The organism is Polynucleobacter sp. AM-25C3, from assembly GCF_018882335.1.
Lineage (GTDB): Bacteria > Pseudomonadota > Gammaproteobacteria > Burkholderiales > Burkholderiaceae > Polynucleobacter.
In genome coordinates this window covers 105,301-129,773 of sequence record NZ_JACVOS010000004.1, presented here as the reverse complement: position 1 = coordinate 129,773, position 24,473 = coordinate 105,301, and the positions used below count along the sequence as shown (strand labels likewise).

Below are 24,473 nucleotides of genomic sequence, written 5' to 3'. Positions count from 1 at the left end.
TTCTCCTAGTGGACGTATTGTTTGGCATAAACAGCGTCATTGTAGAGGGCTTCTTTGTACTGAGCCTTGCCAAAATTGCGAATAATGGTTTGGCCTTCATCGGATGCTACAAATTGAATGAGCTTCGCAGCGATATCTCGGTTTTCAGTTGCGCCTACCGGAGCCACCAAGGCGTCGTAGGTATTAACTAGGTAAGGGTCACCGCGATATAGGATCTGCAAGTCAGGAGCAACATTTTTCTCCGCCACCCAAGTGCTGCTGTCTGTCATAAAGTAGGCTTTATCGGCATTTGCCCTCTTGAGGGAGGCAGTCATAAAGTCATTGGTCACGATGTACCAACTTCCCTCGGGCGTAATCCCCGCTTTTTTCCAGATATCCATTTCTTTTTGGTGTGTGCCAGATTTGTCGCCCCGGGAGATGAAGTTTGCCTGTGCCTTAGCAATCTTTGCATAAGCATCTGCACCACTACTAGCGGATTTGATTTTTGCTGCATCCGCTTTTGGGCCAACAATATAAAACTCGTTAGAGCCAATGAGCGTTCTACCCGTTCCCCATCCTTCAGCAATGGCTTTGTTCACGCCATCGGGTGCATGCACCATGATCATGTCAACCTGTTGTGCTTTTAGCAAGTGGAGGGAGGCGCCACTACCAGCTTTAATCCACACCAGCCGAGCACCTTCCTTTTTGTCAAAGGCTTCGCCAAGTTGTTGTAGCAAGCCTAATTCACCTGGACTGCCAGTTGCCAATCTAAAGCTCTTGGCGCCTTGCCCATAAGTAGCCTCTATTTTTGGGGGATTGGATTGCCCTGTCGATGTTTGCATCCCAAGCCCCATTAATAAAGTGGTGAGTAGTGCGCTGATTAATAGATGGGGATTTTTCATGTCTATTATTTCTTGGCATTCGGGAAGAAGAGTTGCTCGCCACCGATTTGATAGCTAGCAATGACGTCTTGACCATTCTTGGAAGTAATCCAATCGATAAATTCTTGGCCTTCAGCTTTCTTCACGTGAGGAAACTTAGCTGGATTAACTAACATGACGCCATATTGGTTAAATAGTTTTGGGTCGCCCTGAACCAAGATTACTAAATCACCACGGTTCTTAAAAGAAAGCCAGGTAGCGCGATCGGCCAAGATGTAACCATTCATTGCTGATGCGGTATTTAAGGCTGGACCCATACCTGAGCCAGTTTCTTTGTACCAGGTGAGGGTAGGGGCAACCGCTACACCAGAGTCTTTCCAGTAACGCAACTCCGCTGCATGTGTACCGCTTTTATCGCCACGAGATACGAATGGTGCTTGAGCAGTAGCAATCTTCTGAAATGCTGTCTTAATATCTTTTCCGCCTGCAATTTTTGCTGGATCAGATTTTGGTCCAATCAATACGAAGTCGTTGTACATCACTTCAATGCGTTTTGTTGCATAACCTTCGCTGACAAACTTTTCTTCTGCAGGTTTGTCATGTACGAACACAACATCAGCATCGCCACGTCGACCAATGTCTAATGCTTGACCAGTTCCAACGGCAACCACTTTCACTTCAATGCCGGTTTTCATTTTAAAGATCGGCAGGATAAATCCAAAAAGACCAGATTGCTCTGTAGAAGTAGTGGATGAAAGCACAATACTTTTCTCTTGGGCAAATGCTGCGTTGCCTAATAAAGCAAGTGCAGTAATGGCAGTAGCCAGAATTCGGTTAAATGAGAATTTCATTGGAGTTCGGTTCCTTAAGGATGTTCGGTTAAGATCTGTCATATTACAAAACATGAATATGCAAAAAATTACATATGAGAATTCAGATACGGCCCACCCTCGTTTTTGGTAGTAAGAACGCCAAAGATCCGGCCGTTGTGGATTTGGTATGGCTAACAAGCCTGTTAAAAGACATCGAGCACGGCAAAACCTTGATGTCTGCCTGTAAAAAAATGGGCCTGTCCTATAGAAATGTTTGGCAAAAGCTCAATGATGTTGAGCGGGCCCTCGGTTTTAAGTTGATGGACCGGGTGAGGGGCCATGGCTCCCAGTTGTCCGAATACGCCAGATACCTAATTCAATTTACCGATGATTTTGATCAAAAGACCATGCGTTTGGGCCAGACCAGCCTATCTCATTTGGAAGAAGGCTTTGCTCAATTTAGAGTGAAGGCGAAAAAACAGTGGCGACTTGCTAGTAGTAGCGACCCGATTATTCAAAAATCCGTTTTCGATATTGGTGGCTTTGAGTTGATTACTGCAGGTTCAGGCGAGGCCTTAGAGCGGCTTCTAAATTACGAGGTTGATATTGCAGGCTTTCATGTGTCGGACCCACAAAGCTCCCAAATTATTTCAAAGCGACTGCAAAAAGAGGGAATGCAAATTTTTCCAGTCATGAAGCGTGTTCAAGGTCTGATGGTTGCAAAAGGTAATCCTCACAATATCAATGCGCCAAAGGATCTATTGCGCCCCAAGATTCGCTTTATCAATCGACAAAAAGGGTCGGGAACGCGACTACTATTGGATACGATTTTAGGTAAAGAGCATATAGATCCTCGTGGCATAAAAGGTTACGAGAATGAAGAGTTCACGCATTCTGCGATTGCCATGTCTATTCTGGCTAAGAAGGCGGATGTGGGAATGGGCGTTAAAAGTGTAGCCATCGAGAATGGCCTGGACTTTATTCAACTAAAGGACGAAATCTTTTTTCTAGCTATGGGTGAAGAGTTGAGCCTCAATAAAGATCTCGCTAAACTGATTCGGAAAATTCGCTCCCTCTCTGGCCAGACCCCAGGCTATAAATCGATCGGCCTGAAGAAACAGATTGCTGGTTGGCTATAAACTAGCACTCATGAAGAAACGCTTTTTCTTAGCGGGATTTATGGCCTGGAGTTTTCTGGCTTCTTTTTCCTACGCACAATCGGTAACAGTCGCCGTTGCTAGCAATCTCAAGCCCGCATTTGAAGAGATCTATAAGGGCTTTAAGCAGGCTCATCCACAAAGCAAAACTGTTCGCATTGTTTATGGATCCTCTGGCAACCTCGCGAGTCAGATGAAGCAGGGCGCACCATATGATTTATTTATTTCAGCAGACGAGGCCTATCCATTGCGCTTGGTTGAAGCGGGCCTAACTCGTGATCGTGGAGTAGTTTATGCGGCAGGGCATTTAGCCCTCATTACGAATTCTGCTGCCGGACTTGCTTTAAGTTCGGATCCGGAGAGTATTAAAGCTTTGCTGAGGAATTCCAAGAAGATTGCGATTGCCAATCCAGATCTAGCGCCATATGGCAGAGCCTCGGTTCAATATCTTCAATCCATGAAGATGTGGGACGAGCTTCAAGGCAGGGTGATATTTGCAGAAAACATTTCCATCGCGACTGTTTACGTTAGCACTGGAGCCGTTAAGGTGGGCATTTCTGCTTTGTCCTTGGCAAAATCTGCTGAGCTGTCTGCAACGATTCAATATATTGCCTTGCCAGATAATTTATATGCACCCATCAAGCAGCGCATGGTCCTAAAGCGAGACCCGGCCCCAACGGCCATCGCACTGTATGACTATTTGCAAGGCGCAGTTGCTAAGCAGATTCTGCTTAATCACGGTTACTCCATCCCTAGGCAAGACTAAGTCGACTATTTTTGTTTTAAATCAAGATCCTGACTGTCTAAATCGGCGATTATTGACCACTGCATCCCATCCTTGGAGAATGATATTCATTCTCATGTGGGGATATAATTACCCAATACAGTCCATTCAGTTAGTTCGTCAATCTAGATATGAATCTTGAAGAAATCCTCCCGGGCACCAGAGCTCGGGTTAGTAAGATAGCCAATACAGGCGATCAGCAGGAGGATATTCGAGGTCAACTTGAGGATATTGGCTTTTTGCCCGGCGAGCAGGTAGAGGTATTGCGCAAAGGATTTTTAGGTCAAGGCCCCATTTTGATCAGGGTTGGATCATCGACATTTGCTTTGCGAGAATCCGAAGCCCGCATGGTTGAGGTAGAAATTCTTTAAGCATGTCTGAATCCAAGATTCATTTCTTCCCAAGTGAGCCCTTAGTTGCCTTGCTAGGTAATCCCAATTGCGGCAAAACGGCACTATTCAATTTGCTGACGGGAAGTCGCCAGAAGGTGGCTAATTATTCCGGCGTTACCGTTGAAAGAAAAGAAGGGCGTTTAACGCTCGAATCTGAAAAAGTCATTCGCGTCTTAGATTTGCCTGGAGCCTACAGTTTGTATCCACGCTCTTTGGATGAGCGGGTGACCTGCAATGTTCTTCATGGCAATGCCGAAGGCGAAAAGCGCCCAGACCTCGTGCTGTGTGTTCTCAATGCTATGAACCTCAGGCGCAATCTACGATTGGTGTTGTCAGCAAAACGCCTAGGGTTGCCCTGTGTAGTTGTGCTCAATATGGTTGATGTAGCTCAACGTCAAGGCCTAGCAGTAGACGCTCAGACCTTGTCTCAAGAGTTGGGATTACCCGTGATTGCTACCATTGGCATTCAGTCTGATGGTGCTGATGAGCTCAAACAATATTTGAGTGAATTGGATTGGAAAAACTTATCGACTTTATGCGCTAGCAATATTGATGAGGGCGTTGAGACATCCACAGACCATTCTGCTCACACTGAGTCGGACAATGTACAAGTGCAGCATATTTTGCAGAATTTAGGCCTAGACCAGATTATTTCGGATCGTCTGAGTGATCGTTTGGATTCTGTATTACTCCATCCAGTATTTGGCCCAGTCATTTTGGCGGCTGTTCTATTCTTTATCTTTCAGGCAGTGTTTACTTGGGCTACCCTACCCATGGAAGCGATTGAAGTTGTAGTAGATTGGCTCGGTGCGCTATTAACTCAATTACTGCCAAATAATTGGTTACGCAGTTTATTGGTCGACGGCATTTTGGCAGGGGCTGGTGGCGTACTGATTTTCTTGCCCCAGATTTTGATTCTGTATTTCTTTATTCTGATTTTGGAAGAGTCTGGCTACCTTCCTCGAGCCGCCTACTTATTAGATCGCTTGATGGGGCGGGTTGGCCTATCAGGCCGATCATTTATTCCGCTCTTGTCTAGCTTTGCCTGTGCGATTCCTGGAATCATGGCGACCCGCAGTATCTCGAATGCACGCGATCGCTTGGTCACGATTTTGATTGCGCCGATGATGACTTGCTCAGCGCGTCTTCCGGTGTATGCCTTATTGATTTCAGCATTTATCCCTGAACGTAAATTATGGGCTGGCCTAGATTTACAAGGCCTAGTGCTTTTCTTACTTTATGTTGCTGGCATTGCGGGTGCCATGGCTGTTGCTTGGATATTAAAGCGCTTTACGAGTGAAAAATTCCAGCTCAATGCTTTGATGATGGAGTTGCCAAGTTATCACTTGCCGCGCCTAGGTAACTTAGCAATTGGTTTATGGCAACGTGCAGAAATATTCTTGCGTCGAGTGGGCGGAATTATTCTCATCATGACGGTGTGTCTATGGGCACTCTCCAGTTTTCCACTTCCGCCAGAGGGTGCTACTGGCTCACCCATTCAATACAGTGTTGCTGGAATGATGGGTCAAGCCCTGGCAGTCATTTTTGAGCCCATTGGTTTTAATTGGCAAATCAGTATTGCTTTAGTTCCTGGTATGGCAGCTCGTGAAGTTGTCGTGAGCTCCTTGGCTACGGTTTACGCTCTTTCTAGCTCAGGCGCAGATGCGGCAGATGCTTTGCTGCCTTTAATTTCTAAAGGCTGGAGTTTGGCAACCGCTTTATCTCTGCTGGCTTGGTTTGTCTTTGCCCCGCAGTGCCTGTCAACGATTGCGGCGGTGAAAAGAGAAACCGGCGGCTGGAAGATTCCAGTCATTATGCTGAGCTACCTCTTTGGCTTAGCCTATCTAGCAGCCTTTATTACTTATAGGGTGGCAAGTTATTTTGGCTTAGCTTAGGGCTAATTTAGGGCATCCATTATAAAATCGAGTTAAATTGTATGTGTAACAATTAACTGCTTGTAACTACTGATAACTGCTGATTGGTGACCCTATGAACTTATCCCTCCGCCCCCTGATTCTTGTTGCCGCCTGTACTGTGAGCTTTAGTGCATTTGCTGAGCCTGGTGAGAATACCTATAAGCAAGTCTGCGCAGCCTGTCACAATTCTGGTGTTTTGAATGCCCCTAAGTTAGGTGATAAAACTAAATGGGCTCCGTTAATTGCTGAAGGCCAAGTCATCATCACTGCCCATGCTTATGTTGGTGTTCGGGCTATGCCGCCAAAGGGCGGCAATCCAAATCTGAATATCGAAGGCTTTTCAGATGCATTGATATATATGGTGAATCGTTCTGGTGCTAACTGGAAGTCACCTGATGCAAAAACCTTGGCTGCAATTAATAAAGAAATCGAATCACGCAAAGCTGGCTTGAATCAAAAGCAATAGGCTAGCAGTCCGCCCAATGAATCTACAGTCACATCAGATTGAGATCATTGGTTACTGCGCCGCCTTTCTGACGACGATTGCTTTTCTGCCGCAGGCCATTCAATCATGGCGCACCCGGGATCTCTCGGGGATCTCGGTGGGGATGTATAGCTTATTTACTGCGGGCGTAGGTTTATGGCTGATCTACGGCCTCATTATTGAAAAGTGGCCCCTGATTTTGGCTAATGCCTTGACCTTTGCCCTGGCCCTGAGCATTCTGGTGCTCAAGCTTCGCACTAGCAAACCCAAATGACATTCGTTTAAGTAGTGTCATAATTAATTCACATAAAAATTATTAAAAACGAGACTCCAATCAGAAAGGCTATTCATGAGCACTGCATACGTTATTGATCCACCTATTGTCACTTCGCTTCCGGTGGTGGGTGACACCCGTCGTTTTGCAGTGAACCGTATTTATTGTGTCGGTCGTAACTATGCTGATCACGCGCGTGAGATGGGCCATGATCCAGATCGTGAACCACCATTCTTTTTCATGAAACCAGCTAACTCGATTGTGGCTGATGGCAGAGATATGCAATACCCCAATCTCTCAAATGATGTGCATCACGAGATTGAGATGGTTGTAGCCATCGGTAAGGGCGGTGCCAATATTGCTGCTGATAAAGCGCTTGAGCATGTTTATGGTTACGGTGTTGGTCTCGATATGACTCGCCGTGATTTGCAGGGCGAAGCTAAAAAGATGGGGCGCCCTTGGGATACCGGTAAAGCTTTTGACCAATCCGCGCCTTGTGCAGCTATTACACCTGCCGCTCAGTGTGGGCACCCTAATAAAGGTACGGTCAAGTTATTGGTAAACGGTGAGGTGCGCCAAGAGGGCGACTTAAATCAATTGATTTGGAATGTGCCTGATACCATCGCTTATCTCTCCACTCTATTTACGCTGGAGCCAGGCGATTTGATTATGTCAGGCACGCCTGCAGGTGTTGGTCCGGTGAAGAAGGGCGATGTACTTGAAGGAACAGTTGAAGGTTTGGCGCCACTGAAAATCAAGATTGTGTAATTAAGCCCTGCATGGTTTGGAAGATTTATTTTCCAAGCCACTTTGGCGGACGTGCTTCCAGAAAGGCATTTACCCCTTCCTTGAAGTCCACGCTGTTATAAGTCTCTCGCATTAATTCTGTGCAATCGGGAAGATTGCTCTCCATCAAGCGCGCTAAAGTGACTTTGCTCACTTTTTGTGTAATTGGGGCTAGCACTGCTAATTTGTTGGCCAAGACTTCAGTCGCTTCAACGATTTCATCGGGCGAAGTAGTTTGATAGAGATAGCCTGAGTTGAGTAACTCTGGCGCCTTGATCAGCTCTGCGCTCAATAGCATACGTTTGACCATCGGCACACCCAAGTGATTAGCGATCCAGGAGAGATTGCTCGGTGATAAACAGTTACCTAAAGTCTTAGCCACTGGAATCCCAAAACGGGCATCACTTGTAGAGATTCTGAAATCACATGCGGTGGCAATCAGTAGCCCGCTACCCACTGCTAAACCTTCAATCAGGGCAATTGTTGGAATAGGTAAATGTTGCAAGGAATGAAAAATGGTATCGACTGCAACTTCATAAGCCTCATTTTCTTTTAGGTCAACAAACTGCTGAATATCGCTGCCTGAGACAAAGGCTTTATCTCCAGCGCCTCTAAAAATTGCCACCCGAATTTCTGGTCTATTGGCTAAGTCATCACAAATCCGTTTGAGCTCTTCATACATGGGCCACGTTAAGGCATTGCGCGCTGTAGGATTATTAAAGGTAATATGGGCAATGGATTCGTCAAGCTCTAGATTGATGCAGGGTGGCGTGGAGTTCATGGCTTCATTCTATACAAAAGACCCTTCTGAACGCTTGTTTTTAGGGTCAAGATCGACCTGCGATAGAATTCTTCTATGTATATGTTTCTACCTTTCCTGACAGCCTTCATCGGCCTTGTCCTCGTTTGGTTTGAGAAACGGCTGGCTGGTTTAGTTGTGCTTGCCATTACCGTCGGTATTCTGATGTTCTGGTTCCGAGTCCATGCTACAAGCCATCTCAATATCAGCCTGTGAGCAACTGTGAGTAAGCATGCCTTTCCTTCTCTAGCAGCCCTTGGCAATCAGCTGGCTTTAGTGGCGATCATTGGCATGCTGTCCTATGCCTTTGTTGATCAACTCTACTTTGGTGAATTACCTTGTCCTCTCTGTCTGATGCAGCGCATGGGTTTTGTGATTATTGGTTTTGCGCTGGTTCTTAATGTCCGCTGCGGTGCGCATTCGGCGCATTACGGTTGGGGCATTATTGGTGGCTTAGTTGGCATGATGGTTTCTTTGCGCCAAGTGCTCTTGCATGTTTTACCGGGTGACAAAGGATTTGGCGCCACTTTTCTAGAGCTCCATTTTTATACTTGGGCTTTTGTTGCTTATGTGGGTCTGATTGCCGGCCTTGCTATTTTGCTCATGTTGCCTAATCGTGATATTCGTTCACGCTCGCTGTTTGCAAATGCCTTGGTGATCTTATTCATCATCATCGTTTTTGCCAATCTAGCGTCTACTCTGCTTGAGTGTGGCATTGGCCCTTGTGCTGATGACCCCGTTAAATACGACGGATGGTTGTGGTTGCGTACGCGTTTTGGTTTTTAATTTATCACTAGGGATTTCATGATGGTTGCTTCAAAGCTGTTCAAGGGCTTGGTAGTACTGCTTGCAACCCTTAGTTTTTCTCATGCCACTCAGGCTCAAACTTCAAAAGCCAATGCTACTTGGCCTAAACAAGCTATTCGGATTGTTGTAACTTTTACCCCAGGTGGGGCGCCTGATATTTTGGCGCGCGTTTTAGCTGAGAGTTGGCAGCAAAGTTTAGGTGTCCCAGTTCTGGTTGAGAACCGACCTGGCTATGGTGGCAACATCGGTGCCGATGTAGTCGCAAAAAGTGAGCCGGATGGCTACACCTTATTAATTGGTACGGTGGGTATTCATACGATCAACGGCGCCCTCTATGACAAGATGTCTTTTCATCCGATTAATGATTTCACGCCCATTAGTTTTCTAGCGAGTACGCCTAATGTGCTGGTTGTAAACAAGAAGCTAGGTGTGAGCAATTTGCATGAGTTGATCGATTTGGCTAAAGCAAAGCCCAATGAGCTGACTTTTGGTTCATCTGGTGTTGGCACTTCTTTGCATATGTCGGGCGAACTCTTCAAGGAGATGACGGGTGTACAGATCCGCCACATTCCTTACAAAGGTAGAGCGCAATCTTTACCCGATCTAATTAGCGGCCGGATTTCGATGCTTTTTGATAATCTGTCTTCATCTTTGCCGCTCATTAAGGCCGGAGAGGTGCAGGCTTTGGCAGTAACCACTCTAAAACGCTCTCCAGCAGCTCCAGAGATTCCGACAATGGCTGAACAAGGCTTACCGGGATTTGAGGCAACCTCGTGGTTCTCGCTCATGGCACCAGCAAATCTCCCTCCAGCCGTGCAAAAACGCTTAAATACCCTGACTCGCCAAACCCTCAATCAACCCGACGTCAGAAACAAGCTCCTCGCAGGCGGTCTTGACCCTGCACCCGGAAGCCCTCAAGAGCTCTCCAGGCTGATCCAGGCTGAGACCAATAAATGGGGTAGAGTAATTTACAGATCAGGCGCAAAATTAGAGTAGTTGGCCTCTTTAGCAAAACAATAATTAAGTTAATAAATAAGTTAATAAATAAGCTAATAAAAGCCCAATTCCTGTCAGCCTGGAATTGGATGAAGCGTTAAAGGTAGTAGGAGGCGACCAATTAATGGGGTCCACTATGAACACAAATCAAAAGCATTTCAAATCTACTGCATCTAAAACAATCCTGGCGCTCCTAGCGACGGCGGGTTTATTCGCACTTGCTCCCGCAACGGCTCAAGCAGGCAATGTCGGCTGGGCTGTTTCGGTTGGTGGTGGTTACGGCGGAGGCTATGGAGGCGGTTGGCGTCCAGCGGCATACGGCCCGGGTTGGGGTGGTGGCTGGGGTCCAGGCTGGAGAGGTGCTTACGGCCCTGGCTATGGCTATGGCTATCCTTACGCGGCGGGTTACTATGCACCCCCAGTAGTCTATGCAGCTCCACCCGTAGTTACTTATGCAGCTCCGCCGCAGCCTTTGGTTTTGGCTTCTCAGCCTCAACCTCCAATCTGGTATTACTGCGAGGCTAGCGGTCAATATTTTCCCTATGTGCAAAGTTGCGCTTCAGGTTGGCAAACGCAACCTGCAATGCCGCCATCAAGTAATGCATCGCCTAGGCAGCGCCACAATTAAAGCTTCTGATTAACTGAATACGATTTAAGGATTGAATATGAAACGTGCTGTACTCACTCTCGTCATGATTGGCTCTTTAGCGGCCTGTGTCTCAGCGCCAACGGGTCCTACTATTGCGATCATGCCTCGCGAAGGCAAACCTTTTGAAGTGTTCCAGCAAGAAGATCAGCAGTGCCGTGAGTTTGCTGCAAATGCAGTCAAAGATACTAGCAATGCTGCCTTAAAAGAAGGTGCTACTAGCGCCGCTATTGGCGCTGCATTGGGCGCAGCCGCTGGGGCAGTAATTCAAGGGGGGAGCAGTCAGAATATTGGTACTGGCGCAGGTGTTGGCTTGCTCGGTGGCGCCGCTCTAGGTGCCATGAACTCGGCTGGCAAGCAAAACCAATCCCAGACTCAGTACAACATTGCTTATCAGCAATGCATGTACTCCAAAGGCAATCAAGTGCCAAGTTACCCTACCCAGGGTGGCCCAGGCTACGCGCCGCCTCCTAGTAATCCTGCTGGTGCACCAGGTAGTTATAAGTTAATTCAGTAAATTCAAAAAAAGAATCTGAAATACTTAGACCTCTACCGGCGGATGCGTTTTCTCAAAGCGCGCCGCCGTTTTTCTAAAGAGGTAGAGCAGTAGAAGCGCAGCCAATCCAAGGCTCATGCTATTACCAGCCCAAAAGCCGTTTGCCCCTTGTAAAAATTCTGGGGTATTGCCCAATACATTAAAGCCCATCAAGTAGCCACCACCTAAGCCAACGCCCCACAGTGAGCCTGCGTAAATGAGCATCGGCCAAAAGGCAATGCGATAGGCTCGCAGAATAAATGCCGCAGTAATTTGCAAGGCATCAAAGACTTGGTAGAAGGCGATAAACAAAAAGAGTGGAATCGAAAACACTTTTACTTCTTCTGGCGGATCATAAAGATCTAAGAGCTCAATTCTAAAGATCCAGACTGCAATACCAATCGAGATGCACAGCGCCGTGGTGAAGAATACTGAGGACCAGCCAATTTCCTCGGCACGCTCTTGTTGATCTGCGCCAATCGATTGCGAGACTAAGGTCATGGTGGCGATGGATATGGATAGCGGCACCATATAAATCACGGTACCCATATTGGCTACTATCTGATGACCCGCCAACGCAGTTGTGCCTAAGCGCGCAATAAATAGCGACATGAAGGTAAAAGACGTTACTTCAATCAAGTAGCTAAAGCCAATCGGTGCACCTAATTTAAGAAGGGTCCAGATACGGTGCCAGTCAGGCCAGCTAAAACGCGCAAAGATTTTAAAGGGGCGATAGAAGCCATCAAAGAGCACAAAGCCCAAAGTGATGAGGAGCCAGAACCAGTTGATGATGACAGTCGCTACTGCGCAACCAGGGCCACCCATTCCCTCAATACCAAGACCACCATAAATAAATAAGAGATTGAGTGGTAACTTTAAGCCCAAGCCTATTAATTGCACTACTGTAATGACTGCCGGTCTAGAGACTGCATTGTGCAAAGCCATTAAGACACGCATCGCCATGCTCGCCGGCAATCCGATCGCCAGAATATCCAAATAGAGGCGTGCCTTCGCTTCAATGGCGGGTGTTACCTGCGAGATTCTTAAGAGATGGTCTGCATTTAATAAGATCAAAGCGCCAAAGATGGTGAGACCCACCGCCAACCAGGTTGCCTGACGAACCTCTTCCCCTATCTCACTAAAACGTTTTGCGCCAAAGAGTTGTCCAGCAATTGGTGCAAGCGCTGAGATCACACCAGTGAGACCGACGTAAACGCTAATAAAGATTGCTGAAGCCATGGCGAGGGCTGCTAGATCGTCAGCAGAATAGCGGGCGATCATGGCGGTATCTAAGACGCCAAAGGTGATTACTGCTAGCTGACCAATGAGCAATGGACCAGCTAGTTTGAGTAGGGAGGGGATATCCTCGCGCAAACGCGATAACTTAAAGTGCAACACGATTTATTCTTTACCGACAGGCGTAATTTGGTAGAGGCGTAGGCGCTCATCACGGTCGGCGGCGCGACGATCTTCCCAGAGTAATTCAATTTTCTTTTTATTGAGGCTGGCGTATGCCTTAGCTTCTAAAGAGCTATGGGTCAGCATGAGATTGCAGCTAGGATCATCGCGCAAAGGAAGTTTGGTGAAGTAGCTAAATGAGGCTAGCTGAGCTGGTCCAAGATTGGTGGTGTCAATACACCCTGGGGTATTGGCAATAATGGTTTCTAGACGATCAGAAACATAGCGATAGGTTTTAGCGTAATTGATCGTGGGTAACCACAAGGTCATTAGCAAGACCCACATCAGCGTAGTGCCTGATGCGGAGATGATGAGGCAGCGCCAGATTTCCTTAGGTGCACGAGAAGTTCTCCAGCGCACAATCGCTAACCATATACCGGTAATGATGAGGGCAACAACAAAACCAATGTAATCAAACTGCGCCTGAAAGCCAGGCAATAGCCTTGCAATATTTGCAGCAGTCGATTCTGGAAAGCCAGTGACCTTTGCTAGCCAAATAATCCAAATAGCTAAGGCAATCATCGTGAAGCTAAACATCGCAAACCAGTCAATAAAACTAATCAAGCCGCGCTTAAGAATGGGTAAGCTAAATGCAGCAATGATGGACAGACTGGGAATCAAAATAATGAGGTCGTGCTCATTGGCCTCTAATCTGAACAAAACATAAATCAAGCAGCCAATAAATAAACTCAGCGGAATGCAAAGATGGGGTGCACGCCATTGACCTGCTTCTTTCGCTCGACCCCAATGGGCGAGAGAGATTATTGCTAATGGCCAAACTGGCCAGGCATAGGCCCAGAAGTTCACGCTCAAGAACCCGAGCGACTCAATCGATGGAGTGGAGCGCATTTCTGGCATATTGCGCCAGCCTTCTTCAGCGATATGACGCCATTCTGGAGTCAGGCTCCCTAGATACCAAAGCGCGGGCCAGAGCGCAAAACCAATCAGACCCAATACCGTACTGGTTAATGTCCAGCGAAAACGTAACTTCGCACTACTGGCAATGACGGCAATGATGGTTGAGCTCACCACAATTAAAGCAAGGGTAAGGTTGCTAGAGAGCGCCGCGATGGTAATACCAAGGCCTGTCCATAAGCCGCCTTGCCAGGGCTTGTCTAAACCGCGCACAGTGCCGTACAACACGATGCTGATACCCATGAGTTGCGCCATCATTGGCGTGGTCTCATGTGCGCGCTGAGCAAGGCCGATGCAGGCCAAGAAAATTAGCAGAGCGCCATCAGCTAGTGTCATGCCATAGTTTTTACGACCCGGTTGACCGCCAACAGCAAGTGCCATGGGTTGCACTTCTTGGCGACGACCCAGTAAATAAGTTGCATACCAAATCGCCAAAGCAGATGCAAAGAAGCAGACTGCGGAATATAGGCGAGCAGCATTACTCATGCCGATCAATGGACCAAACAGATCCATCAGGGTGGCACCTAGCCAATACGGAAAAGGTGCCCCAAGAGAAACATCACGACCGGCGAGATGCGGAACAATCCAATCGAGTGCTTTGCCATGCTGCAAAGTCCACATGCCCCCAAATCCGATTGCATCTTCGTTCTTCCAGGGATCGCGCGCAAAGAGTCCGGCGAGACCATAGACCAAGGTCAACGCAAAAATAATGATGCGTGGAATCGAGGTAGTGGCGGCGGCGGTGAGTTTAACCATGCGTTAGGTGGCTCAAGTAGGGCAATGCAATTAGTACATCTACAGCAGGTAATAAAAAAGGCAGCAAACGCTGCCTTGATTATCTCGCAGGGGAGGGTGAATGCCCAACCCCTATCTTGAGTAAGTCTTTTATTAAGCCTTTTTCTTAGCTGGCTTTTCAGCAGCTTTAGCTTCTGCAGCAGCAGCTTTTTTCTCAGCAGTTTTAGCAGCGCCATCACCAGTTGCTTTAGCAACTGCTTTAGTACCAAACTTCTGACGGAATTTCTCAACACGACCGGCAGTATCCATAATCTTCTGGGTACCAGTGTAGAAAGGGTGTGACTCAGATGAAGTCTCGATCTTGGCCAATGGATATTCATTGCCATCTTCCCACTTGATTGTCTCTCTTGTAGACATTGTGGAGCGAGTCTTGAAGCTGAAGTTATTAGAAACGTCTACAAAGACGATTTCACGATATTCGGGGTGAATGCCAGGTTTCATTATTAAGTCCTATTAGCGGGCAGCCGTTTGAGGGAGGTATCGAAATACGAGACCCAAATACTTACCCAGTTAAATGCAAATTATTAAAGCGGTAAAGGCGAAATTATGCCATGAAATCAACAACAAAGCGCACTTTTACCGCCTAGGAAAGGCTAAATTAGCCGCCCTTACGCATTAAATCGAAGAATTCACCGTTATTTTTGGTGGATTTGAGCTTATCAACAATAAAGTTCATCGCCTCAATATCGTCCATGTCGGCCAATAACTTACGTAAAACCCAGATTTTCTGGAGGTTTTCCGCTTTAACCAGCAACTCTTCACGGCGGGTGCCGGACTTATTGAGGTTAATCGATGGGTAAACACGGCGCTCAGCCAAACGACGCTCAAGATGAACTTCCATATTGCCGGTACCTTTGAACTCTTCGTAGATGAGGTCATCCATACGGCTACCTGTTTCAATCAAGGCCGTGGCGATGATGGTCAGTGAGCCACCCTCTTCAACGTTACGTGCAGCACCGAAGAAGCGTTTTGGACGTTGCAATGCATTGGCATCCACACCACCAGAGAGTACTTTTCCAGATGAAGGAATCACCGTGTTGTAAGCACGAGCAAGGCGGGTAATCGAGTCAAGCAAGATGATGACGTCTTTTTTCATCTCTACTAAGCGCTTGGCTTTTTCAATCACCATTTCAGCAACTTGTACGTGGCGCACAGCTGGCTCATCAAAGGTCGAGGCAACTACTTCGCCACGAACTGAGCGCTGCATTTCAGTAACTTCTTCAGGGCGCTCATCGACTAACAAGACGATCAGAATCGCATCTGGATTGTTTGCGGCAATTGCATGGGCAATGTGCTGCATCATCACGGTCTTACCGGATTTTGGTGAAGACACGATCAAGCCACGCTGGCCATAGCCAATCGGGGAGATCATATCGATGATGCGGCCAGTGAGATTCTCTTCAGCCTTGATGTCACGCTCTAACTGAACCACGCGATTTGGATGCAAAGGCGTTAAGTTTTCGAACATGATGCGGTTCTTCAAAGCCTCTGGAGGCAAACCGTTGATCTTGTCTACCTTTACCAATGCAAAGTAACGCTCACCATCTTTAGGTGTGCGAACTTCACCTTCAACGCTGTCACCCGTGTGCAGGTTAAAGCGGCGGATCTGTGCAGGGGAGATGTAGATATCGTCCGGAGAAGCCATGTACGAGGCATCTGGGGAGCGTAAGAAACCAAAGCCATCAGGCAATACTTCCAAAGTACCGTCACCAAAAACAGATTCGCCTTCTTTGGCGCGCTTCTTCAAGATGGCAAACATCAATTCTTGTTTGCGCATCCGTTGGGTGTTTTCAATCTCCAGGCTGGCTGCCATTTCAAGCAGAGCGGATACGTGGAGTACTTTGAGTTCAGATAATTGCATGTGGTTCTCGGGTGTAGATAAGGGTATGAATGTGTTTTGGGGTATCGCTGTCTAGATGGTCATCAGACAGATTGGAAAAACAGAATTTTTTGGGAGTTTGCTAAAAAAGAAGGGGAGGAAAATTGCTAGAGATCGGGGCACGGAAAGTGCGTTGGAATGCTGATGAACTAGATACTACACTAAAAACAGTGAAAAACCACAGGCTCACTTAGTGAACCTGTGATCAGAGACTATTTACAGATGACTATCAATAAATGCAGTCAACTGGGATTTGGCCAAAGCGCCTACTTTTTGAGCAGCAACAGTGCCGTTCTTAAAGAGGATCAATGTTGGGATGCCACGAATATTGAACTGGGCAGGAACGCCTTGGTTCTCATCCACGTTCATCTTAGCGATTTGGATCTTATCGCCGTACTCGCCAGCGAGTTCTTCGAGGATAGGGCCGATCATTTTGCAAGGGCCACACCACTCAGCCCAGAAGTCGAGGAGAACAGGTTTATCGGACTTGAGAACGTCTTGCTCGAAAGAAGCGTCAGTTACATATTTGATGCCGGCACTCATGAAAATTCCTTAATTAGTCTTATTTAGTTTTATATAGTTATTGCGTTACAACGCTTATATTAGCAATAAGCCAAACTTTCTGCCTAAAAATCAATATAAGTCCAAAAATTCAGCCTTCATGCCTCATCCATTTCCAACCATTTCTGATCAAAAGCAGCCGCATGCTTGGGCTATTACGCCCAATGCTGGTGCACTGAAGTCGCTCGCCGAAGGTATTTGGAATTGTGCAGTGCAAACCAATCAACGCCCCTTAGTGGTGCTGAGTACGGCAGGTCCTTTAATGGGGGTCAGAGCCGCCCTAGAAAAGTATCGCCCGGCAAACCTACCTAACCATATTGCTTTTCTACCCCAAGTCATTAGTTTTAATGATTGGCTAGAAGCGGCGCCAGGCGCATGGAAGTTCCCTAAGAAACAAACGGACTTGGAGCGTTGGTTATCGGTTTACATCAACTTGCGCAAACATAAAACTTTGCAAAGCTGGTTTAAGGCGGAGAGTGAAGCGGGTGCCTGGGGTCTTGCACAAGCAGTCATCGATGCTTGCGATGCTTTATCGGAAGCAGTCGTGCCGCACATGCAAGGCGAGATCAATGTCTTAGTACAAAACCAAACTCTCGATGCAGAGCTCTGGGTAAAAAAAGTAGAGGTGCTTTTAGATCAAGCCATCGCTAAAGCTTATGTTGGTCTATCTCGTAAAGTAGTTGATCAAGAATCCACTGTTTTATTGGCGTTCTGGCGCTACCTCAGTAGCCCTGGTGATCCTGTCATGCGTAAGCATTTCGCACTAGCAGCCCATCTACAAGCAGCTAGTGCAAATCAAGCTGTGGCAAGGCCTTTGATCTGGGTAGAAACTGCAGACCCCAAACCCATTGATCAAGAAACGATCTCCCGGTATTTGCAGGACTACGCGCAATTTGCTCCTGTACTCCATATTGGAATGGACTGGCATTCAGTAGCGCTGTGGTCGGAAGCCTTAAGCGGTCAAGATGTCGAAGGGCAACTCATACCGGCAGATCAAGAGCAGGGCGCACGCATTGATCACAATATTCAGGCAAGCTTTCATGAGGGGTGGCGCCTACTGGCAGCACGACGTTTTGAAGAATTAGCTTGGGCAGCAGCCAAATCCATTGAGACACACTTAATCGCTGGCAAGACCAACATCACCTTGGTGGCGCAAGATCGCTTAGCCGCGAGAAGGGCGCGTGCCCTGTTGTCACGTTTTGGCCCTAGCCTTCGTATTCGTGATGAAACTGGTTGGAAGCTTTCAACTACCCGTGCCGCAGCATCGCTCAATAGTTGGTTGGAGTTGATTCGTTCGCCCAAAGAAGGGCCGAGTGCAAGTGCCTTGCTGGAGTTTTTGCAAAATCCATTTTTTGATATTGCCCATACCCTACGTAAGCCACCAGAAGTTTGTGCCAGCTTAATTGCTCAGCTTGAAGATATCTTGATTGCAAGCCAAGCAAAGTCCGGTTGGGAAACCTTTCGGATGGCCATTGAGCGAGCAAATGCTTATGCATCATCGCGCGGCAGTGTGCCTCATGAAGCACTCTCGCAGTTGCTCAATTTCCTACAGCGGCATCATGCACAGTGGCAAGAACTCAAGCTAGATTGTGCAAATGCCTATGTACTCTTACAAACCAATTTGCAAGAGATGGGTATGGCTCAGAAACTAGAAACAGATTCCGCTGGCAAGCAATTACTCGAAGTACTCAAGGCCTTTGATCTAGGCGCAGGCGCCTACCAGCAAGTCACCATGCGTTTGCCGGAGTGGCTGAGCTTACTCAAGACTGTGATTGAGGAGGCCTCTTACCAAGAGGTGGGCCAGCAAGCGCAAGCAACTCTAAGCATCTTGCCGCTGAGCTCAACACGCTTGCGTGAGTTTGATGCCGTCGTCTTGGTGGGTTGCGATGAGCAACAGTTGCCGGCATTTTCAGAGCCGCCATTATTTTTCTCGGACGCACTCAATCGTTTATTAAAAGCGTCCACAATCACTGAGCAATACATTCAGCAAGCGAGAGACTTATCGCAACTGCTGATCTCTTGCCCTCAGGTGGATTTGCTTTGGCAAAGCAAGAGCAAAAGTGGCGAACCCCTCAGGCCATCAGCTTGGATTAGTCGCTTGCGTACGCAACTGCCAGATTGGCCGATATTAGAAGCTAAGCCTGATATGCATGCAGATCACTCGGATCCACTGCAAGAAGCGGTCACAACCGTTAACCCTGACATTGCTTTGCCGATTAGTATGTCTCCTAGTGCTTATAAAGCATTAAGAGATTGCCCTTATCGTTACTACGTCCGCAGCATCTTGGGTTTACGTAAGGCAAAAGAATTCGAAGAAGGCTTTGATGCTTCATTGGCAGGGCAGGTCTTGCATGCCATACTCAAAAACTTCTTCCAAGCCTTAAAAACCGAAGAGCAAAAAACCCATACGAATATTCATCAAGACGAGAATGCGCGTCGTCAGTGGATGCAAGAGCACTTATCAAAACATTCCGAAAAAGAGTTTGAGCGTTTGATCAAAGGCGATGCCAGGGTCACCGGTACTCTGCGTGACTGGCAAAAGCAAATCCCGAGCTTTGTGGATTGGCAACTCAAGCGTGAGGCAGAAGGTTGGCAGTATCACGATGCAGAGTTGCCAGTTGGCTTTATGGTGATGCTGACTGACCCTGATGGCGTGCAAAGAGAGATTCAGATTGCAGGTCGTGCTGACCGCTTTGATATCAGCAGCAATAATTCCACAACTGCAGCAGTCATCGACTACAAGAACCAAGGCATTAGCAAAATCAAGAAGCGGGCAGATCATCTCTTGGATGATCCGCAGTTGCTGATCTATGCCCGTGCCGTAAATGAGAACGCCATAGCAGCGCATCTTCCTGGCCGCACTATTGAGCAATCCGAGTGGGTCTCATTAAAAGCAGATATTAAAAAAGCCGATGACAAAATTGTCAGAGCATATCCGGTTGAAAATATGCCCGAGATGATGGAGCAATTTTCAGATCAGCTTAATGAGGATCTGGAAGTCTTATGGGCGCGCAAGCCTATGAAAGCCTTTGCACCCGATAGTGTTTGCCAATATTGCGAAGCCAGGGGTATTTGCAGAAAGGGGATGTGGTGAGCGATAAGTTTGATTACCCCGTAGCCTGCAACCCGAATAATTCGGTGATTGTTTCTGCCTGTGCAGGCAGTGGCAAGACTTGGCTCTTGGTTGCTCGGATGGTGCGCCTGTTGCTTGCTGGTGCTAAACCTCAAGAGATCCTCGCACTGACCTTTACCCGCAAGGCTGCGCAAGAGATGCGCGATCGCCTATATGGATTGCTAGAACAGTTTTCACAGATGACTGATGAGCAGCTCATTCATGAGCTTACGATCAGAGGTTTGGATGATGCGCAGGCAAAGAAGTTGCTACCGCAAGCTAAAGCGCTGTATCTCAAGGTCTTGATGAGTCCCCAAGCAATTGTGATTGATACCTTTCACGGATGGTTTGGACGACTTCTTGGGGCGGCGCCGATTTCAGCAGAAGTTCAGCCTGGATTTAATCTTCGTGAAGATGCTAAGCGCTTGCAAGAAGAGTGCATGCAAGATTGGTGGGGGGATTTACCTGCTGATCTTAAAAAACACTATGACGTTTTACTCAAAGAGTTTGGCGCCTTTGAAACTGACAAGTTCTTGATGGGTAACTCCAGTCTCTTTAAACAAAGAGGTGCTTGGACCTTCTTCTTAGCTTCTTGCAAGGCCAGGGGTATCAGTCCAGTCGACGCATTAGCGCAATGCTTGCCCAATTTATCGCTGCCGAACCCGCTAGAAGAGTTTTGGCAACGCCCTGGCACTAAAGACGATTTACAAGTGATGCTCGATTGCTTTAGTAACGGCACGCCTACTCAAAAGAGCGATGCCCCATTTATACAAACCGTTATTAATCACCATTCTGCTGGTGGCTCAGTGATGGAGATTGCGGATAAGTGGCAAAGCTACTTCTTAACTAAGGCTCCAGCACCATTAAAAGATATCGCGACAATGTCTGCTCCTATGCGGGATTATCTTGCTAAGACTGGTGGCGACCCGACGCAGATTACCTCCATTCGCAATGCTTGGGTAGATGCCTATCAAGCATGGTTTATCTGGAAAAATGATCAAGATGCTTATGCCATCAACGCAGCCTGGTTTGCGATGAGCGAAGCAATGCTCGGGCATATGCAAAAGGCAAAAGAGTCTATGCGTGTACGCGACTTTGATGATTTAGAGATTGGTGTGAGCCAGCTCATGGCTGATCCTGCTAATGCTGCATACCTGCAGGCAAGACTAGATGCGAAGTACAGCCACATTCTGATTGATGAGTTTCAGGATACCAATCCACTGCAATGGCAGATATTGCGATCTTGGTTAGAGGGTTATGGACAAGATGGCTCTCGTCCCAGCGTCTTTATTGTGGGTGACCCTAAGCAGTCGATTTATCGCTTCCGCCGTGCTGACCCTAGATTGTTTGATAGTGCAAAACAATTTCTCGAGTCCAGCCTACAAGCTAAGGCCTTACAAAAGAACACTACCCGCAGAAATGCCAACGCGATTAATGAGGCGGTAAACAGCATCTTCTTAATGGATGTCGTTCCAGCCACATATGTATTTTCCGAACAAGATACCGATTGGAAGGCGCCATTAGAAGGCATTGCTGAGCATGAGTTTGCCGCCAAGGGTGAGGCGATGTTGCTGCCACTGATTGAGCGTGTTGAGCAAGTACAAGTCGATCGTACGGGTAGCGCTCTAGATAATCCTATTGAAGATTCAGGGCTTACTGTCGGAGTGCAGCAACGCTATTGGGAGGGTCAGCAAGTTAGCAGATTGATTCATCATGTTCTGGCAACACGTCAGGTGATTGATAAAAAGGATGGCAAAGAGTGTTGGCGGTCAGCCAGAGCAAGCGACTTTATTTTGCTCGTTAAACGCCGAGCCTACTTGCCGCAATTCGAGCGAGCACTGCGCGAAGCAGGCTTGGCTTACGATAGTTCCCGCTTGGGTGGCCTCCTTAATACTCTGGAGATCGACGACTTAATTGCCTTGCTCACTGTCTTGGTATCCCCAAGACATGACTTGCCGCTAGCGCAAGTACTACGCAGCCCCATCTTTAGCTTTACTGAGCAACAAATGCAGTCGCTTAGCAGTCATGTGGGCGATAGCTACAGTCAACAGGAAAGCCAAGCCCAAGCCTCTTGGTGGGATGCCTTGCAAAGTAGCTCTGAAGCAGAAGTTCAGAAGGCGGCGCGTTATTTAGAACGCTGGAGAGGTCTAGGCGAAGTATTGCCAGTGCATGATCTTCTGGATCTGATTTATCAAGAAAGTAATTTGCGAGTGAGTTATGCAGTGGCCTCGCAAAATCTCGCGCGTGCGCAGGTGTTGGCTAATTTAGATGCTTTCTTGGAACTTGCATTAAATCAAGATGGCGGTCGCTACCCGAGCTTGAGTCGCTTTATTGAAGAGATCAACGCAATGCGTCGGGGCGACGATGATGAGACTCCTGACGAGGGGGATGTGGAAGCAGAAGTAGAAGAAGATATTGGTGAAGTGGATCTTGATAGCGAGATGTCCGAGGAAGATCAGCACAAGCGTGTACGCCTCATGACGATCCATGGCGCCAAGGGATTGGAGGCGCCATTTGTCATCATGCTTGATGCCAACCATACCGAGTGGAAAGCGCCTAATCGTGGCGTACTGCTTGATTGGTCGCCAGAAGAGGCTAGCCCAAGCCATCTTTCTCTGTATACCGCAAAGTCTTTGACGGAGAAGCGTACGGCAATCTACCTAAAAGAGAATGAGGTTAGTGAGAATGAAAATTGGAACGTCCTATACGTAGCGATGACTCGTGCACAGCAAGGCTTATGGATTAGTGGTGTCAAATCCCACATCAAAGATGGCGTTAGCCAAAAATCTTGGTATGGCAGAGCGCTTGCAGCAGGTATGGAGACCTTGGACGCTACCCAGTTAGGCGAACTACCGCTTCAAAGGCAGGAGAAGGTAGATTCCAACAGTAGCGAGCCATTCCAGATAAGTCATTTCCAATTGTCATGGGATGCGGCCAAGCAATCTCATCAAGAAACGATTGCCAATATTGAGAGCGGCGCATTAGCAGTCGCCACAAAAGCAAAAGAAAAAGCCCAGGCAGCAGAGCAACCCGATCCAGAAATTCTGGAAGAGGGAACGCACTTTCATAAAGTGCTGGAATTCTTGACTACGCATTCAGGCGCTCAGGCAAAGACGGAAATGCCAGGCGAACAAGAGCTCATGAATTGGCTCAGCATCGATCAAGAGCAGGCCAAAAAACTGACAGAGCGCGTACAAGTTGTTATGAATGCAAATGCGCTCCAAAAATACCTCACTGAAAACCGGTGGGTTCAAGCTTGGAATGAGATTGATATTGCTGACGAGCAAGGTAGAAGCTACCGCATGGATCGCCTAGTAGAGTTTGATGACCATCTGGCCATTCTTGACTACAAGCTCACTATTCCAGAAGAGGGCAGTGAGGCTTACGGCAAATACCAAGTGCAACTCAATAACTACAAACAGGAGCTGGGCAGAATTCGGCCTGATAAGCCGGCTAAGGCCTTTTTAATCTCCTCGAAAGGTGATCTCAAGGAAGTAATCTAGCCTTAAACCCCTTGAAATCCCCCCTATAACCCCCATATAGCTAGGGAATAGCAAAAATCCCCAAACTAGGGATAATGAAATTCGCACGAAACATCCTACAAGGAGTCATGATGACAATTCGTAAAGTAATTAATTTATTCGTTGGTGTATTTGCATCCGCATTACTGCTGACAAGCAATCTCGCATTTGCTGAAGCAACGCTACCTGAGGTCTATCAAGCGGTGCAAGCAGGGCAGATGGCTAAAGCCGATGCCATGATGAAAGAAGTTCTACAAAACCATCCTAATAGTGCAAAAGCCCACTATGTGGCGGCCGAGCTTTATCTTAAAGAAGGCAAGGTAGAGGTAGCGCGCAATCATTTCATCAAAGCGCAAAACTTAGCCCCTGGTTTGCCTTTTGCTCAACCTGAATCTGTACAAAAACTCCAAGTGCAACTCGCGAGTGGCGCAGGTAGTTCTGTTGCTAACTCATCCTCCTCATCCATCTTTAGCAATCCACTCTTTTTGGGTTTGATTGCCATCTTGGTAGTTGGAATCATTATTGTGATGAAGCGTCGTAAGGCTGAAGCAGTGCAGGTCTATAACGCCCCAAGTGCTGGTTATCCTGGCACTCCTGGTGGTCCTGCTGGTTACCCCGGTGGTCCTGGATACCCTGGAGCTCCAGCTGCAGGTGGCATGGGTGGCGGATTAATGGGCAGCTTAGCTACTGGCGCTGCATTAGGTGCTGGTATGTATGCTGGTCAAGCATTGGCAAGCAATCTCATGGGTGGTCACGATAACGGTCATTCCAATGCTGGCTCCAACCCCAACCTCAATCAAGTAGGCGGCCCAGCATCTTTAGATCCAAACTTTGGCGTGCGGGATGCCAGCTCTTGGGATGATGGTGGCGCAAGCTCATGGGATGACAGTGGTGGTGGCGACTTTATGAGTGATGTCTAAAGACAATGGAGTATTTGGCTGAGATCATCGAAGTAGGGCATGCCTGGCTGTATCGGGCAAGTAT

Annotated in this window: 23 protein-coding genes; 15 read left to right on the top strand and 8 right to left on the bottom strand. The window is 47.5% G+C overall.

Annotated elements, in window-relative coordinates:
• Positions 1-5: 5 nt before the first annotated feature.
• The gene (locus ICN12_RS03940; protein WP_216270732.1) at positions 6-881 is read right to left on the bottom strand and encodes an ABC transporter substrate-binding protein; all 876 of its coding nucleotides are present in this window, start codon (positions 879-881) and stop codon (positions 6-8) included.
• A gap of 5 nt (positions 882-886) precedes the next feature.
• Positions 887-1,711, bottom strand: a complete 825-nt coding sequence (locus tag ICN12_RS03935; protein ID WP_216270730.1) for an ABC transporter substrate-binding protein — start codon at positions 1,709-1,711, stop codon at positions 887-889.
• Positions 1,712-1,785: 74 nt separating this feature from the next.
• On the opposite strand from ICN12_RS03935, the gene ICN12_RS03930 reads away from it, so the two are divergent.
• From ICN12_RS03930 to ICN12_RS03900, 7 genes are all read left to right on the top strand, one after another.
• Positions 1,786-2,811 (top strand): substrate-binding domain-containing protein, encoded by a 1,026-nt coding sequence (locus tag ICN12_RS03930; RefSeq protein ID WP_216270729.1) that lies wholly within the window; start codon positions 1,786-1,788, stop codon positions 2,809-2,811.
• 10 nt (positions 2,812-2,821) lie between these two features.
• Positions 2,822-3,595: a molybdate ABC transporter substrate-binding protein gene (modA, locus tag ICN12_RS03925; protein ID WP_216270728.1), complete on the top strand. Its 774-nt coding sequence runs from the start codon at positions 2,822-2,824 to the stop codon at positions 3,593-3,595.
• 149 nt (positions 3,596-3,744) lie between these two features.
• The gene (locus tag ICN12_RS03920) at positions 3,745-3,984 is read left to right on the top strand and encodes a FeoA family protein (protein ID WP_216270727.1); all 240 of its coding nucleotides are present in this window, start codon (positions 3,745-3,747) and stop codon (positions 3,982-3,984) included.
• Between the two features lie 2 nt (positions 3,985-3,986).
• Positions 3,987-5,900 (top strand): ferrous iron transporter B, encoded by a 1,914-nt coding sequence (gene feoB, locus ICN12_RS03915; protein WP_216270726.1) that lies wholly within the window; start codon positions 3,987-3,989, stop codon positions 5,898-5,900.
• A gap of 94 nt (positions 5,901-5,994) precedes the next feature.
• Complete coding sequence (locus tag ICN12_RS03910) at positions 5,995-6,387, top strand: c-type cytochrome (protein WP_216270725.1); 393 nt, start codon at positions 5,995-5,997, stop codon at positions 6,385-6,387.
• A 16-nt stretch (positions 6,388-6,403) separates the two neighbouring features.
• Positions 6,404-6,679, top strand: coding sequence for an SWEET family sugar transporter (locus ICN12_RS03905; protein ID WP_216270724.1), 276 nt, complete (start codon positions 6,404-6,406; stop codon positions 6,677-6,679).
• A 75-nt stretch (positions 6,680-6,754) separates the two neighbouring features.
• Positions 6,755-7,447 carry a fumarylacetoacetate hydrolase family protein gene (locus tag ICN12_RS03900; protein ID WP_216270723.1) on the top strand — a complete coding sequence of 231 codons (693 nt, stop codon included), beginning with the start codon at positions 6,755-6,757 and terminating at the stop codon, positions 7,445-7,447.
• Between the two features lie 25 nt (positions 7,448-7,472).
• On the opposite strand, the gene ICN12_RS03895 is transcribed toward ICN12_RS03900, so the two are convergent.
• Entirely contained in the window at positions 7,473-8,246 is a 774-nt protein-coding gene (locus tag ICN12_RS03895) for an enoyl-CoA hydratase/isomerase family protein (protein ID WP_216270722.1), read from the bottom strand.
• Between the two features lie 75 nt (positions 8,247-8,321).
• Here ICN12_RS03895 and ICN12_RS03890 point away from each other — a divergent pair, with 75 nt between their 5' ends.
• The 5 genes from ICN12_RS03890 to ICN12_RS03870 all read left to right on the top strand — a co-directional run bounded on the left by ICN12_RS03890 (position 8,322) and on the right by ICN12_RS03870 (position 11,230).
• Positions 8,322-8,480 carry a DUF5993 family protein gene (locus ICN12_RS03890; protein WP_216270721.1) on the top strand — a complete coding sequence of 53 codons (159 nt, stop codon included), beginning with the start codon at positions 8,322-8,324 and terminating at the stop codon, positions 8,478-8,480.
• A 6-nt stretch (positions 8,481-8,486) separates the two neighbouring features.
• The gene (locus tag ICN12_RS03885; protein ID WP_216270720.1) at positions 8,487-9,050 is read left to right on the top strand and encodes a disulfide bond formation protein B; all 564 of its coding nucleotides are present in this window, start codon (positions 8,487-8,489) and stop codon (positions 9,048-9,050) included.
• Between the two features lie 18 nt (positions 9,051-9,068).
• The gene (locus tag ICN12_RS03880) at positions 9,069-10,067 is read left to right on the top strand and encodes a Bug family tripartite tricarboxylate transporter substrate binding protein (RefSeq protein ID WP_216270719.1); all 999 of its coding nucleotides are present in this window, start codon (positions 9,069-9,071) and stop codon (positions 10,065-10,067) included.
• Positions 10,068-10,203: 136 nt separating this feature from the next.
• Complete coding sequence (locus tag ICN12_RS03875) at positions 10,204-10,695, top strand: hypothetical protein (RefSeq protein ID WP_216270718.1); 492 nt, start codon at positions 10,204-10,206, stop codon at positions 10,693-10,695.
• Positions 10,696-10,732: 37 nt separating this feature from the next.
• Positions 10,733-11,230: a hypothetical protein gene (locus ICN12_RS03870; protein WP_216270717.1), complete on the top strand. Its 498-nt coding sequence runs from the start codon at positions 10,733-10,735 to the stop codon at positions 11,228-11,230.
• Between the two features lie 24 nt (positions 11,231-11,254).
• On the opposite strand, the gene ICN12_RS03865 is transcribed toward ICN12_RS03870, so the two are convergent.
• The 5 genes from ICN12_RS03865 to trxA all read right to left on the bottom strand — a co-directional run bounded on the left by ICN12_RS03865 (position 11,255) and on the right by trxA (position 16,838).
• Positions 11,255-12,646: an MATE family efflux transporter gene (locus ICN12_RS03865; protein ID WP_216270716.1), complete on the bottom strand. Its 1,392-nt coding sequence runs from the start codon at positions 12,644-12,646 to the stop codon at positions 11,255-11,257.
• A gap of 3 nt (positions 12,647-12,649) precedes the next feature.
• A complete protein-coding gene (locus tag ICN12_RS03860) occupies positions 12,650-14,377 on the bottom strand; it encodes an ArnT family glycosyltransferase (RefSeq protein ID WP_216270715.1) in 1,728 nt (575 codons plus the stop codon).
• A 132-nt stretch (positions 14,378-14,509) separates the two neighbouring features.
• On the bottom strand, positions 14,510-14,857 hold the full coding sequence (locus ICN12_RS03855; RefSeq protein ID WP_072582141.1) for a type B 50S ribosomal protein L31: 348 nt from the start codon (positions 14,855-14,857) through the stop codon (positions 14,510-14,512).
• Positions 14,858-15,014: 157 nt separating this feature from the next.
• Positions 15,015-16,277 (bottom strand): transcription termination factor Rho, encoded by a 1,263-nt coding sequence (gene rho, locus ICN12_RS03850; protein WP_216201390.1) that lies wholly within the window; start codon positions 16,275-16,277, stop codon positions 15,015-15,017.
• Positions 16,278-16,511: 234 nt separating this feature from the next.
• The gene (gene trxA / locus ICN12_RS03845) at positions 16,512-16,838 is read right to left on the bottom strand and encodes a thioredoxin TrxA (RefSeq protein WP_062309025.1); all 327 of its coding nucleotides are present in this window, start codon (positions 16,836-16,838) and stop codon (positions 16,512-16,514) included.
• 118 nt (positions 16,839-16,956) lie between these two features.
• Between trxA and ICN12_RS03840 the strand changes: the two genes are divergently transcribed.
• From ICN12_RS03840 to ICN12_RS03830, 3 genes are all read left to right on the top strand, one after another.
• Positions 16,957-19,950 (top strand): PD-(D/E)XK nuclease family protein, encoded by a 2,994-nt coding sequence (locus ICN12_RS03840; RefSeq protein WP_216270714.1) that lies wholly within the window; start codon positions 16,957-16,959, stop codon positions 19,948-19,950.
• Complete coding sequence (locus tag ICN12_RS03835) at positions 19,947-23,471, top strand: UvrD-helicase domain-containing protein (RefSeq protein WP_370624931.1); 3,525 nt, start codon at positions 19,947-19,949, stop codon at positions 23,469-23,471. The genes ICN12_RS03840 and ICN12_RS03835 overlap by 4 nt, the downstream gene beginning before the upstream one ends.
• Before the next feature lie 107 nt (positions 23,472-23,578).
• A complete protein-coding gene (locus ICN12_RS03830) occupies positions 23,579-24,409 on the top strand; it encodes a tetratricopeptide repeat protein (RefSeq protein ID WP_255537684.1) in 831 nt (276 codons plus the stop codon).
• Positions 24,410-24,473 lie beyond the last annotated feature (64 nt).

Coding starts and splice junctions, on each gene's coding strand:
- ICN12_RS03940 (WP_216270732.1), bottom strand. CDS start 881: ATGAAAAATCCCCATCTATTAATCAGCGCACTACTCACCACTTTATTA.
- ICN12_RS03935 (WP_216270730.1), bottom strand. CDS start 1,711: ATGAAATTCTCATTTAACCGAATTCTGGCTACTGCCATTACTGCACTT.
- ICN12_RS03930 (WP_216270729.1), top strand. CDS start 1,786: ATGAGAATTCAGATACGGCCCACCCTCGTTTTTGGTAGTAAGAACGCC.
- modA (WP_216270728.1), top strand. CDS start 2,822: ATGAAGAAACGCTTTTTCTTAGCGGGATTTATGGCCTGGAGTTTTCTG.
- ICN12_RS03920 (WP_216270727.1), top strand. CDS start 3,745: ATGAATCTTGAAGAAATCCTCCCGGGCACCAGAGCTCGGGTTAGTAAG.
- feoB (WP_216270726.1), top strand. CDS start 3,987: ATGTCTGAATCCAAGATTCATTTCTTCCCAAGTGAGCCCTTAGTTGCC.
- ICN12_RS03910 (WP_216270725.1), top strand. CDS start 5,995: ATGAACTTATCCCTCCGCCCCCTGATTCTTGTTGCCGCCTGTACTGTG.
- ICN12_RS03905 (WP_216270724.1), top strand. CDS start 6,404: ATGAATCTACAGTCACATCAGATTGAGATCATTGGTTACTGCGCCGCC.
- ICN12_RS03900 (WP_216270723.1), top strand. CDS start 6,755: ATGAGCACTGCATACGTTATTGATCCACCTATTGTCACTTCGCTTCCG.
- ICN12_RS03895 (WP_216270722.1), bottom strand. CDS start 8,246: ATGAACTCCACGCCACCCTGCATCAATCTAGAGCTTGACGAATCCATT.
- ICN12_RS03890 (WP_216270721.1), top strand. CDS start 8,322: ATGTATATGTTTCTACCTTTCCTGACAGCCTTCATCGGCCTTGTCCTC.
- ICN12_RS03880 (WP_216270719.1), top strand. CDS start 9,069: ATGATGGTTGCTTCAAAGCTGTTCAAGGGCTTGGTAGTACTGCTTGCA.
- ICN12_RS03875 (WP_216270718.1), top strand. CDS start 10,204: ATGAACACAAATCAAAAGCATTTCAAATCTACTGCATCTAAAACAATC.
- ICN12_RS03870 (WP_216270717.1), top strand. CDS start 10,733: ATGAAACGTGCTGTACTCACTCTCGTCATGATTGGCTCTTTAGCGGCC.
- ICN12_RS03860 (WP_216270715.1), bottom strand. CDS start 14,377: ATGGTTAAACTCACCGCCGCCGCCACTACCTCGATTCCACGCATCATT.
- ICN12_RS03855 (WP_072582141.1), bottom strand. CDS start 14,857: ATGAAACCTGGCATTCACCCCGAATATCGTGAAATCGTCTTTGTAGAC.
- rho (WP_216201390.1), bottom strand. CDS start 16,277: ATGCAATTATCTGAACTCAAAGTACTCCACGTATCCGCTCTGCTTGAA.
- trxA (WP_062309025.1), bottom strand. CDS start 16,838: ATGAGTGCCGGCATCAAATATGTAACTGACGCTTCTTTCGAGCAAGAC.
- ICN12_RS03840 (WP_216270714.1), top strand. CDS start 16,957: ATGCCTCATCCATTTCCAACCATTTCTGATCAAAAGCAGCCGCATGCT.
- ICN12_RS03830 (WP_255537684.1), top strand. CDS start 23,579: ATGATGACAATTCGTAAAGTAATTAATTTATTCGTTGGTGTATTTGCA.